At 63.9% G+C, this 11,632-nt stretch carries 10 protein-coding genes and 1 other RNA gene; 9 read left to right on the top strand and 2 right to left on the bottom strand.

The features are described from left to right. Positions 1-5 precede the first annotated feature (5 nt). Together nudC and NKI24_RS17145 are read right to left on the bottom strand one after the other, a co-directional pair. Positions 6-947 carry an NAD(+) diphosphatase gene (nudC, locus tag NKI24_RS17140; RefSeq protein WP_352621955.1) on the bottom strand — a complete coding sequence of 314 codons (942 nt, stop codon included), beginning with the start codon at positions 945-947 and terminating at the stop codon, positions 6-8. Between the two features lie 38 nt (positions 948-985). Continuing rightward, positions 986-1,405 (bottom strand): HIT family protein, encoded by a 420-nt coding sequence (locus tag NKI24_RS17145; RefSeq protein WP_352448577.1) that lies wholly within the window; start codon positions 1,403-1,405, stop codon positions 986-988. A 354-nt stretch (positions 1,406-1,759) separates the two neighbouring features. Between NKI24_RS17145 and ffs the strand changes: the two genes are divergently transcribed. The 9 genes from ffs (at position 1,760) to nikC (ending at position 11,627) form a co-directional block, all read left to right on the top strand. Next, positions 1,760-1,856: signal recognition particle sRNA small type (ffs, locus tag NKI24_RS17150), an RNA gene on the top strand. A gap of 104 nt (positions 1,857-1,960) precedes the next feature. After that, positions 1,961-3,799 (top strand): DNA polymerase III subunit gamma/tau, encoded by a 1,839-nt coding sequence (locus NKI24_RS17155; protein WP_352746884.1) that lies wholly within the window; start codon positions 1,961-1,963, stop codon positions 3,797-3,799. Positions 3,800-3,830: 31 nt separating this feature from the next. Beyond that, on the top strand, positions 3,831-4,154 hold the full coding sequence (locus NKI24_RS17160) for a YbaB/EbfC family nucleoid-associated protein (RefSeq protein ID WP_023676870.1): 324 nt from the start codon (positions 3,831-3,833) through the stop codon (positions 4,152-4,154). Between the two features lie 288 nt (positions 4,155-4,442). Beyond that, complete coding sequence (locus tag NKI24_RS17165) at positions 4,443-5,396, top strand: cell wall hydrolase (protein ID WP_352746887.1); 954 nt, start codon at positions 4,443-4,445, stop codon at positions 5,394-5,396. Between the two features lie 331 nt (positions 5,397-5,727). Further along, entirely contained in the window at positions 5,728-6,333 is a 606-nt protein-coding gene (gene recR / locus NKI24_RS17170; RefSeq protein WP_023676872.1) for a recombination mediator RecR, read from the top strand. Between the two features lie 138 nt (positions 6,334-6,471). Continuing rightward, a complete protein-coding gene (locus NKI24_RS17175) occupies positions 6,472-7,749 on the top strand; it encodes a lytic murein transglycosylase (protein ID WP_352746890.1) in 1,278 nt (425 codons plus the stop codon). A 201-nt stretch (positions 7,750-7,950) separates the two neighbouring features. Then, positions 7,951-9,594 carry an ABC transporter substrate-binding protein gene (locus NKI24_RS17180; protein WP_352613869.1) on the top strand — a complete coding sequence of 548 codons (1,644 nt, stop codon included), beginning with the start codon at positions 7,951-7,953 and terminating at the stop codon, positions 9,592-9,594. A gap of 31 nt (positions 9,595-9,625) precedes the next feature. Beyond that, on the top strand, positions 9,626-10,693 hold the full coding sequence (locus NKI24_RS17185; protein ID WP_352448583.1) for an ABC transporter permease: 1,068 nt from the start codon (positions 9,626-9,628) through the stop codon (positions 10,691-10,693). A 13-nt stretch (positions 10,694-10,706) separates the two neighbouring features. Then, positions 10,707-11,627 (top strand): nickel transporter permease, encoded by a 921-nt coding sequence (gene nikC, locus NKI24_RS17190; RefSeq protein ID WP_352448584.1) that lies wholly within the window; start codon positions 10,707-10,709, stop codon positions 11,625-11,627. The last annotated feature ends 5 nt before the right edge of the window (positions 11,628-11,632 follow it).

Raw genomic sequence — 11,632 nt, forward strand, 5'->3', positions numbered from 1 at the left:
TCGTGTCACGCGCTGTCAGCCCAGGCGCGGATGAGGTTATAGGCGATCGCCCCCTTCGGCGGCGTCACCAGGCCGCCCGGATGCTCGCGGGCCAGCATCGAGAGCACCTCGTCGCGAAAGAACCAGCGGCAATCTTCCAGCTCGTTGAGGTCGGGCTGGATATCGTCGTTGAGCGGTTCGCCGAAGCAGCCGATCATCAGCGAATAGGGAAACGGCCAGGGCTGGCTGGCGTGGTAGACGACGCGGCCTAGCCGGATGCCGGCTTCCTCCAGCGTTTCGCGGCGCACCGCCGCCTCGATCGTCTCGCCCGGCTCGATGAAACCGGCGAGCGCCGAATACATGCCGGGCCCGAAATGCCGGCCGCGGCCGAGCAGGCATTTTTCGCGTGTTGCCGTCAGCATGATCGCTACCGGGTCGGTGCGCGGAAAGTGCTCCGTACCGCAGGCCGGGCAATGCCGCTTGTAACCGCCCGCCCGCATCTCGGCTTCGGTGCCGCATTTGCTGCAGAAGCGATGGCTGGCATGCCAGGCGAGCAGCGCCGCCCCTTGCGCCAGCGCGCCGGCCGCCGCTTCGTCGATCAGCCCCTGCATATAGACCGAGCGATAGTCGATCGCCTTGATCGTCTCGGGAAGCTGCTCGGGCTCGACCCCGGCCGGCACCGCCAGCACCGGGCCGCTTTCGGAAAAACCGAGCAGGACGCCGTTTTCGAGCGATGCTTCGAGCGGCCGGCATTCGGCCACCCCGAACCAGGGGTCGAATGCGCCTTGCGCAAGCTTCAAATAGAGCCGGCCGCCACGCATCAGCAAAAGCCGCGCCGAGGGATCGGCGAGTGCCTTTTCGACGGAATCGTCGGCGCGGTTTTCGGACTGCCGGTCGATAATGTTGCCGGCGAAGCCGACGAACTGGCTCGGCTCGCGCAAGGGCGCGTCAAACAGGCGAAAGCTCATGCAGACTCGGGAAGGTTCAAGGTGGACACGGGAGAGGCTTATAGCGCTGCCTTGATCTTTTCCGCAAACTTGCGAAGGTCGGAGCGCTGATAGGGCTCGCGCAGGCCGTGCCCCCACACCGGGCCGGGCCAGCCGGGATCGCCTTCCGAGCGCGCGACGACGTGTACATGCAGCTGGCGCACGATGTTGCCGAGTGCGCCGGTGTTGATCTTGGTGCAGCCGGTCACCCGCTTCAGCGCCAGCGCCACCATGTTGGTCTCGAAGGTCAGCATCGCCTGGTCCAGCGGCGTCATGTCGTGGATTTCCTCGATGCCCGGCCGCTGCGGCACCAGCAGCAGCCATGGCCAGCGGCGGTCGTTCATGACGCGCAATTCGCACAGGCCGAGCCACATCAGCTGTTCGCTGTCGGCTTCCAACTGGGCGTCAAGCGTGAATCCGGCCTTGAGGCCCGGCAGCATCGGCGTTTCCCTCACTTTTTGACGTTTTTTGAACTCCATCGACGCTAGAGCGGCTTCCGAAGGGCCGCAAGGGGCAGCAAGCAACATTGGCCGTCGCGGCGCTGATTGTGCGCGAAGAAGTGAGGGCCCGGGCAAATTGCATCAGGTTGGCGCTGCCCCGCCGAGGCCGACGATTTTGATCGCGGCCACATTTTGTTCTTGCTTTGTGCCGGCAGCTATGCTACTAATCTCGGTGATTATTCGCACCAACGACCCGCCCGCCGAGGCGGGTTTTTGGTTTCAGCTTTCGCCGTCGCTCAAGGCCCCTATCATCCGCACTTGCATTTCATCGCCGGATTGCCGATATGGGGGCTGGGAGGTTGGTGGTGGACGGTCCACTCGCCAACCGGGTCAGGTCCGGAAGGAAGCAGCCCTAACGAGCCCGGAACGGGTCATTGTTCCAGCCTCCCGCCTCTTCGCCTTTTGCCCTGACATTGACGGCGCCAAGCCGTGCGGGCGAAACTATGCGCAGGAATCGGCCGCCTCCAGTGGCAGCCCTTGGAGCTTAACGGGCGAATGAGCGAAGCCGGAAACGAGGCCGGGAAATTGGACAAGCCTGCCGCCTACCGCGTGCTGGCGCGCAAATACCGACCGTCGAATTTCTCCGAACTGATCGGCCAGGAGCCGATGGTCCGCACGTTGACCAATGCCTTTGCCACCGGCCGCATCGCCCAGGCCTGGATGCTGACCGGCGTGCGTGGCGTCGGCAAGACGACGACCGCGCGCATACTCGCGCGGGCCCTGAACTACAAAACATCGACCGTCGATCAGCCGTCCGTCGACCTTGCCGTGCTCGGCGAGCATTGCCAGGCGATCATGGAAGGCCGGCATGTCGACGTCATCGAGATGGACGCCGCCTCGCATACCGGCATCGACGACATCAGGGACATCATCGAGCGTGTGCGCTACGCCCCGGTGTCGGCGCGCTACAAGGTCTACATCATCGACGAAGTGCACATGCTTTCCAACCAGGCCTTCAACGGCCTGCTGAAGACGCTGGAAGAGCCGCCGCCGCACGTCAAGTTCATCTTCGCCACCACCGAAATCCGCAAGGTGCCGATCACCGTCCTGTCGCGCTGCCAGCGTTTCGACCTCAGGCGCATCGATGCGGCAATGATCAAGGCCGACCTTGCCAGGATAGCCGGTCTGGAGGGCATCGAAGTCGAAGACGATGCGCTGGCGATGATCGCGCGCGCGGCCGAAGGCTCGATGCGCGATGCGCAGTCGATCCTCGACCAGGCGATCGCCCATGGCGGCGGCGCGGTCAGCGCCGAAGCGGTGCGCGCCATGCTCGGCCTTGCCGACCGTGCCCGCATCGTCGACCTGTTCGAACATGTCATGAAGGGCGACGTCGCCGCCGCACTTGCCGAATTCCGTGCCCAGTACGATACCGGCGCCGATCCTGCCGCGGTGCTGACCGACCTTGCCGAGTTCAACCATCTGGTCACCCGTCTGCGTTTCGTGCCTGCTGCCATCGACGACGCCTCGCTGTCCGAGGACGAGCGCCGGCGCGGCGCCGATTTCGCCAGCACGATGTCGGTCAAGGTGCTGTCGCGGACTTGGCAGATGCTCTTGAAAGGTATTCCCGAGGTGCAGACCTCCAACCGCCCGGTCAGCGCCGCCGAGATGGTGCTGATCCGGCTGGCCCATGCCGCCGACCTGCCGACGCTGGACGAGGCGCTGAAATCGCTGGAGAACGGCGGTACCCTGCCGGGCGCTGCGCCGCGCGTGAATGGCACGCCGGCAAGCCCCGGCCCGGCAAACCATGCGCCTGCAAGCGGTGGTGCCGGCGCCGTGGCGCAGGCGCGGATGCCGACGGCCAATGGCGGCGCCCAGACAATGCGCCTGGTCGAGACGATGCGCCTGGTCGAAGCCGAGCCCGTGCCGACCAACTTCGTTGCTCCGCCGGAGCCGGCGGTCGAGGCGCCGCCGGTGCCGGTGAAATCGCTGGCCGACATTGTCGCCCTTGCCGACGTCCAGCGCGACATGGCCTTCAAGGTGCTGGTGAAGCGTTGCGTGCGCCTGGTGCGCATCGAGCCCGGTCGTATCGACGTCAGCCTGACCGACGATGCGCCGAAGATGTTGCTCAATGATTTGACCGCCAAGCTGCGCGCCTGGACGGGCCGCAACTGGCTGGTGTCGCTGTCGAAGGACGAGGGCGGCCAGACCTTGGCCGAGCTGGAATCGACAAAGCGCGAAAACGCCTTCCTCGATGCCAAGAGCGACCCGACGGTCGCCGCCATCCTGGCGCGCTTTCCCGGTGCCAAGATCATCGACGTGCGCATTCCCGACGCGCCGGAAGCCGACGAGGCCGAAGTGCCGGTCGAGCCGCCGGCCGACGACGACGAAACCTGAACAACCAGGACCAGCTGCAAAGGACAGTGCGATGAAAGACCTTCTCGGCATGATGGGCAAGGCAAAGGAAATGCAGGCCAAGTTCCAGGCCATGCAGGATGAGATCGCCACGCTGGAAGCCACCGGGCAGGCCGGCGGCGGCCTGGTCAGCGTGACGCTGACCGGCAAATTCGAGATGAAGTCGCTGAAGATCGACCCGTCGCTGTTCAAGGAAGACGAGGTCGAGATTCTCGAGGACCTGCTTCTCGCTGCCCACAACGACGCCAGGACCAAGGTCGAGCAGATCATGCAGGAGAAGACCAGGGCGCTGACCGCGGGCCTACCGATCCCGCCGGGAATGAAACTGCCGTTCTAAGGCTAGTGCATGTCGCGCAAAAGTGTGCAGCGGTTTTGCGATAACGACATGCATCAAAACAAGAACCTAAAGCGCGTCGCATGAGGCCGGTCGAACGCGACGCGCTAGTCAATCGTATGCCGTTACAGTGGCCGAAGAGTGCAGCGGCCCAGTGCTCGCTCTACCGCCAGCTGTGTCTATTGGGCAACGCCCCACACTTAATAACGCTTTAGCCATCTTTTTGCCTGAAAGTGTCTCATTCTTGCCGCAACCAGGGGCGGGCTGGCAGCAGAATTGAGGGGACACCTGTTGATCTCTACCCGATGGAAGACGCCGTTGCGGCTCGGCGTCGTTATCTCGCCGCTGTTTTTGGCCGCTTGCAGTCAGACCGCCTCGCACGGCATGTCCAGCCTGACCGATGCTATTACGCCGAATTTCCTGAGCTCGCGCTCCTACAATTCCACGCCGAAGGAAAAGGAATGCCTGGAGCGGGCGATGTTCTTCGAGTCCAACCGCTCCAGCCGTGACGGCATGATTGCGGTCGGCACCGTGGTGATGAACCGGCTGCGGTCCGGCAATCACGGCAACACCATCTGCCAGGTCGTCGGCGAGCGCGGCCAGTTCGCGCCGGGCGTCATGACACGGCCGATGAATTCGAAGGCGATGCCCGACGTCGAGGAGGCCGCCGAGGCGGTGCTCAAGGGCGAGCGCAAAGCCAAGCTGAAGAACACCATGTATTTCCACACCGCCGGCCTGCGCTTCCCCTACAGGAACATGCACTACACCATGGTCGCCGGCGGTAATGCCTTTTATGAAAAGCGCGGCCGCAACTGGCAGCCGCTGCCGGACGAACCGGTGGTCGCCATGGCCCAGGCCAAGCCGCAAGCGCCTGCCGCTCAGGCCATACTTGTCGCCTCGGCGGAGCCGGCTCGCGAGGTCAAGCCGACATTCGCCAAGGCGACCTATGTGACCGCCGCCGCATCGCAGCCGGCAAAGCAGACAAGGGTGACTGCCGGGATGGCGACCCCGGAGAGGGCGGCCCCAGAGAAGCCCACCCAGGAGAAGCCGGTGCTGGTGGCGCTGCAAGAACCAATGCAGGAGCCCGATGCGGCCCGTTTCGGTGGGACCGCGAGCGCACGGCCTGTCACCTCCTTCGAGGCAGCGCCGGCAGAGCCGACAATGTCGTTCGAGGCGACGCCCGAGAACACCGACGCCATCGGCGCGATGATCGCCGGCCAGACCCGGCCACTGGAAGAAAACTGAGGGCCCTAGTGGCTTGCAGTCGCTTCGGACAAATACGTGGAGTCGGCGCCGCCCCTCATCGCCCTGCCGGGCACTTCTCCCCGTATAGTGACGGGGAGAAGGGGGACGGCCGCAATCCTGGCGTACATTCTGCAACGATGATGATTGGCGAAACCGTCGATAAGAGCGTTCCTCTCCCCGTCACTATACGGGGAGAGGTCGCCGGCAGGCGGGTGAGGGGCAGCGCCAACGCCCGGACAAGGGTGACGGGCGAATTCAAGCCTGAAGCGATTGCCCGGTCGCCCGCCTCAGCAGAGTTCCAAAGCGTGCGGAAAAATCCTAAACCGGTGCGATGTCGAAGCGAATCGCCGGTCCCGAGATCGAACGCCTGATCCAGCTGCTGGCCAAGGTGCCGGGGCTCGGTCCGCGTTCGGCACGCCGCGCCGCGCTCCACCTCATCAAGAAGAAGGAACAGCTGCTGGCGCCGCTCGCCGCCGCCATGGGCGAGGCGGTCGACAAGGTGCGCATCTGCTCGACCTGCGGCAATGTCGATACCTCGGATCCATGCATGATCTGCACCGACCCCCGCCGCGACCCCACTACGCTCATCGTCGTCGAGGACGTGGCCGACCTTTGGGCGCTGGAGCGGGCGACAGCCATGAACGTGCGCTACCATGTGCTCGGCGGTACGCTGTCGCCGCTCGACGGCATTGGTCCTGATGAGCTAAACATCCGTTCGCTGGTCGATCGCGTCGCCGGTGGCGAGGTCAAGGAAGTGATCCTCGCCGTCAACGCCACGGTCGAGGGCCAGACCACCGCGCACTACCTCACCGACCAGCTTTCCGGCTTCGACATCAAGGTGACGCGCCTGGCGCACGGTGTTCCGGTCGGCGGCGAACTCGATTATCTCGACGAAGGTACGCTGGCCGCAGCACTGAAGTCGCGGACAGTGTTTTGAGCAGGTTGGGGGAAGGGTGCTCTTGAGATGACTGCGTTCCTTCGCGCCCCCCTCTGTCCAAAGCGCGCCAAACTGTTCGCGATGTCCTCGCACACCTGTTCGCGATGTCTCCGGTCCAAACACCCCCAAGTGGGGGAGATGTCCGGCAGGACAGAGGGGGGCGCGACAGAACGCCGAGCTCGCACACTAGCCTGCCTCTCGTTTCTAGCAGCCCTACTTGGGTTGATCCTCGCCACTCCCGCCTCCGCCGCAAAAATCGACGACCAGTTCCACGCCTGGCTCAGCAACGACCTCTGGCCCGAAGCCAAGGCCAAAGGCATCTCTAGGAAAACCTTCGATGCCGCTTTCGACGGCGTCAAGCCGAACCTCAGACTGCCCGACCTGGTGAAGCCGGGCGAGAAGGCGACGACGCCGCAGAAGCAGCATCAGGCCGAATTCGGTTCGCCGGGCGCCTATTTCGCTGAAAAGATAGTCCGAGCGGTGACCGCCGGCGGCCGCACCCGCGAGGCGACCAACGCTAGGACTCTTGCCGCGATCGAGAAACGCTACGGCGTGCCTGGCGAAGTGCTGCTGGCGATCTGGGGCCGCGAGAGCGGCTTCGGCGCGGCGAAGATGCCTTATGACGCCTTCGAGGTGCTGGGCACCAAGGCGTTCATGTCGACCAAGAAGGAATTCTTCCGCACCGAGCTCTTGGCTGCGCTCGAGATCGTCGAGCGCGGGCTTGCCCCGGTCGGCGCGATGAAATCGTCTTGGGCAGGCGCGCTTGGCCAGCCGCAGTTCATGCCGACATCGTTCCTCAAGCATGCCGTCGATTTCGACGGCGACGGCCGCACCGACATCTGGAATTCGACGCCCGATATACTGGCATCGATCGCCAATTATCTCGTCCATTATGGCTGGGTCAGGGGCCGCGGCTGGGGCTTCGAGGTGACTGTGCCGGACAGCGTCTCGTGCTCGCTCGAAGGTCCGGACCAGGGCAAGAAGATTTCCCAATGGGCTGATACGGGCATCAGGCGAGTGTCGGGTAAACCGTTCCCGGCGAGCGAACTGAAAGCCGAGGGCTTTCTTTTGATGCCGGCCGGGCGTAGCGGCCCGGCCTTCATCGTCACCCCCAATTTCTATGTGCTGAAGCAGTATAACACCAGCGATCTCTATGCCCTGTTCATCGGCCATGGCGCCGATCGCATCGCCCATGGCGACAGCAATTTCTCGGGCAATTGGGGCGCGGTGGGCGGGCTCTACCGCTCCGACATCGCCGCCCTGCAGCGGGCGCTGGAAGCCAAGGGCTACGATGTCGGCAGCGCCGACGGCCTGCCTGGCTTCAAGACGCGCCGCTCGATCGGCAAATGGCAGGCCAGCAACGGCCGTTCCGCTACCTGCTTTCCCGACGCCGACCTGGTTACCGCGCTGAAATAGCCGGATTTTCGCACCGCCGGTCTGGCCCAATCGACCGTTCTGCAAATGCTCGTTGCCGCGCTCGAAACCGCCGGATATGGTGAACCGGAACCGCACAAAAAATTGCCAAGACAACGGTCCGGGGATCACCGTTCGACGCGGCAAGAAATGCCACAACCCTGAGCCGGGAACTCAGGTCAACAAAAACAGGGAACAGTTAAAATGATGATGGAAAAGTTTGCTCTACGCTCCCGCTTCTTGCTCGCGGGCGCGGCCATGTCCGCGCTGCTTCTGGCCGGTGCGCCTGCCTTCGCGGTCACGCCCGCCGACACGCTGGTCGAGGGTTTCGCCATCGACGACATCATCACCATGGATCCGGGCGAAGCATTCGAATTGTCGACCGCAGAGGTCACCGGCAACACCTATGATCTTCTGGTACGCCTCGACCTCAGCGACACATCCAAGGTCAAGGGCGATCTCGCCGAAAGCTGGAGCGTCTCCGACGACGGCCTGACCTACACGTTCAAGCTCAAGCCCGGCCTCAAATTCGCCTCCGGCAATCCGATCACAGCGGCGGACGTCGCCTATTCGTTCGAGCGCGCCATCAAGCTCGACAAGAGCCCGGCCTTTATTATCGGCCAGTTCGGTATCGATGGCGGCAACGTCACCGAGAAAGCCAAGGCCGTTGATGACACGACGTTCCAGTTCACCGTCGACAAGGCCTATGCGCCGAGCTTCGTGCTGAACTGCCTGTCGGCGACGGTCGCCTCGGTCGTCGATGCCAAGCTGGTCAAGGAGCATGTCGCCGCGGTCACGCCGAGCGCCGACTACAAATGGGACAATGATTTCGGCAACGCCTGGCTGAAGACCGGCTACGCCGGCTCCGGTGCCTTCAAAATGCGCGAATGGCGGGCCAACGAGGCCGTCGTCCTTGAGCGCAACGACAATTACTACGGCGAAAAAGCCAAGCTTGCCCGCGTCATCTATCGCAATATGAAGGAAAGCTCGGGCCAGCGCCTGGCGCTGGAAGCCGGCGACATCGACGTCGCCCGCAATCTCGAGCCGAACGACCTCGATGCCATCGCCAAGAATGCCGATCTCACCACCACCTCGGCGCCGAAGGGCACGGTCTTTTATATCAGCCTCAACCAGAAGAACCCGAACCTCGCCAAGCCCGAGGTTCGCCAGGCGTTCAAATATCTCGTCGACTACGACGCGTTGGGCTCGACCATCCTCAAGGGCATCGGCGAGATCCATCAGACCTTCCTGCCCAAGGGCGTGCTCGGCGAGCTGGACGAAAACCCCTTTAAGCTCGACGTCGCCAAGGCCAAGGAACTGCTTGCCAAGGCCGGCCTCGCCGACGGCTTCAGTGTCACCATGGACGTACGCAGCACCCAGCCGATTACCGGGATGGCGGAATCGATCCAGCAGACGCTGGGACAGGCCGGCATCAAGCTGGAGATCATCCCCGGCGACGGCAAGCAGACGCTGACCAAATACCGCGCCCGCAACCACGACATCTATATCGGCCAGTGGGGCCAGGACTATTTCGACCCGAACTCCAATGCCCAGACCTTTGCCAGCAACCCGGACAATTCGGATGAAGGCAAGACCAAGACGCTGGCCTGGCGCAACGCCTGGGACATTCCGGACTTGACCAAGCAGACCGAAGCCGCCCTGCTCGAGAAGGACGCGGCCAAGCGCGCCGCAATGTACCAGGATCTCGAGAAGAAGATTCTCGATACCAGCCCCTTCGTCATCATCCACCAGCAGCTGGAAGTGGCCGGCCTGCGCAAGAACCTCAAGGGCTTTGCGCTCGGCCCGAGCTTCGACACCAACTTCGTCGGCCCCGTTTCGAAGGAGTGACGCCGGGGAGTGATGCCGGCGGACGCGCCGTATGAGCGTAGTTGAAAGCGAGGTGACGGCAGGGCGCGGCGGCGCCCGCGCCGTTGCCGTGGCCTCATCGATCGCTCGGTTCCTGGTCATCGCGATAACGACTTATCTCGGTCTGCTCGCGGTGACCTTCTTCATCGGCCGCGTGATCCCGATCGACCCGGTGCTGGCGGTGCTCGGCGACCGGGCGCCGGCCAACGTCGTCGAGCGAACGCGCCGCGAGATGGGCCTCGACCTGCCGCTGGTCGAGCAGTTCTACATCTATGTCAAACATGCCCTGAACGGTGATTTCGGCACCTCGGTGCTGACCACCAATCCGGTGATGACCGATATCCGCCGCGCCTTTCCGGCGACGCTCGAACTGGCGACATTGGGAACATTGATCGGTTCGGTGATCGGCGTGCCGCTCGGTGTGCTTGCCGCCGTGCGGCGCGGCAGCGTTATCGACCAGATCGTGCGCATCATCGGCCTTGTCGGCTATTCCGTGCCGATCTTTTGGCTGGGGCTGCTGGCGCTTGTGCTGTTCTACGCCAAGCTGCAATGGGTCGCCTTTCCCGGCCGGCTCGACGTCGTCTACGAATACACCTTCACGCCGATTACCGGCTTTTACCTGCTGGATGCTCTCTGGCAGCGGCAGTGGGACGTATTTGCCGATGCCTTCCGCCACATCATCCTGCCGGCCTCGCTGCTCGGCTATTTCTCGCTCGCCTACATCAGCCGCATGACGCGCTCGTTCATGCTGAACGAACTCACCCAGGAATACATCGTCGCAGCGCGCGCCAAGGGCCTGTCGGAAACGCGCATCATCTGGGGTCACGCGCTGCGCAACGCCGCGGTGCCGATGGTCACGGTGATCGCTCTGTCCTATGCCGGGCTGCTCGAAGGCTCGGTGCTGACCGAGACAGTGTTTTCGTGGCCGGGCATCGGCCTCTACATCACCAACTCGCTGCAGAACGCGGACATGAATGCCGTGCTTGGCGGCACGATCATCATCGGCTCGGTCTTCATCGCCATCAATCTATTCTCCGACCTGCTCTACCGGCTGCTCGATCCAAGGACCAAGGCAGGATGAGGACCAAGGCAGGATGAGCACGGAAGCGATTCAAACCCGCCGCGACTGGCTGCTCAGCGAGCGGCCGGCGTCGCGCGTGCAGGCGAGGCTCGGCCGCGCCTATGTGGCGTGGCGGCGCTTTTCCGCCAACCGGCTGGCGTTTGCCGGCCTGCTCATCATCGTCGCCCTGCTGGTGGTCGCGGCATTCGCCGATGTGCTGGCGCCCTATTCGCCGACATTCGGCGACCTCAAGGGCTCGCGGCTCCTGGCGCCGAGTGCGGCGCACTGGTTCGGCACCGACGATCTCGGCCGCGATATCTATTCGCGCATCATCTTCGGCTCGCGCTGGACACTCTACGTCGTCATTCTGGTTGCCATTATCGCCGCGCCCATCGGCTTGCTGGTCGGCACCGTCGCCGGCTATGCCGGCGGCTGGACCGATGCGATCCTGATGCGCATCACCGACATCTTTCTCGCCTTTCCGAAGCTGATCCTGGCGCTGGCCTTTGTCGCGGCGCTCGGCCCCGGCATCGAAAATGCCGTGCTTGCCATCGCCATCACCTCGTGGCCGCCCTATGCGCGCATTGCCCGCGCCGAAACGCTGACGGTGCGCAATTCCGATTATATCAAGGCGGTGCAGTTGATGGGCGCCTCGCCGTTTCGCATCGTGCTTCGCCACATCATGCCGCTCTGCATCTCCTCGCTGATCATCAGGGTGACGCTCGACATGGCCGGCATCATCCTGACCGCGGCCGGCCTCGGCTTCCTCGGCCTCGGCGCGCAGCCGCCACTGCCCGAATGGGGCGCGATGATCGCGTCGGGCCGCCGCTTCGTGCTCGACCAGTGGTGGGTGGCGGGTGCTCCGGGCTTTGCCATCCTCATCGTCAGCCTCGGCTTCAACCTGCTCGGCGACGGACTGCGCGACGCGCTCGATCCCCGAAGTGGCGACCAATGAGTGGC

Origin of the sequence: Mesorhizobium sp. M0701, from assembly GCF_040320365.1 — a bacterium.
Classification (GTDB): Bacteria; Pseudomonadota; Alphaproteobacteria; order Rhizobiales; family Rhizobiaceae; genus Mesorhizobium.

Excerpts from the sequence above, each read along its gene's own strand:
- nudC (WP_352621955.1), bottom strand. The coding sequence starts at position 947 with ATGAGCTTTCGCCTGTTTGACGCGCCCTTGCGCGAGCCGAGCCAGTTC.
- NKI24_RS17185 (WP_352448583.1), top strand. The coding sequence starts at position 9,626 with ATGAGCGTAGTTGAAAGCGAGGTGACGGCAGGGCGCGGCGGCGCCCGC.
- NKI24_RS17145 (WP_352448577.1), bottom strand. The coding sequence starts at position 1,405 with ATGCTGCCGGGCCTCAAGGCCGGATTCACGCTTGACGCCCAGTTGGAA.
- NKI24_RS17155 (WP_352746884.1), top strand. The coding sequence starts at position 1,961 with ATGAGCGAAGCCGGAAACGAGGCCGGGAAATTGGACAAGCCTGCCGCC.
- NKI24_RS17180 (WP_352613869.1), top strand. The coding sequence starts at position 7,951 with ATGATGATGGAAAAGTTTGCTCTACGCTCCCGCTTCTTGCTCGCGGGC.
- NKI24_RS17175 (WP_352746890.1), top strand. The coding sequence starts at position 6,472 with ATGTCCGGCAGGACAGAGGGGGGCGCGACAGAACGCCGAGCTCGCACA.
- NKI24_RS17160 (WP_023676870.1), top strand. The coding sequence starts at position 3,831 with ATGAAAGACCTTCTCGGCATGATGGGCAAGGCAAAGGAAATGCAGGCC.
- recR (WP_023676872.1), top strand. The coding sequence starts at position 5,728 with ATGTCGAAGCGAATCGCCGGTCCCGAGATCGAACGCCTGATCCAGCTG.
- nikC (WP_352448584.1), top strand. The coding sequence starts at position 10,707 with ATGAGCACGGAAGCGATTCAAACCCGCCGCGACTGGCTGCTCAGCGAG.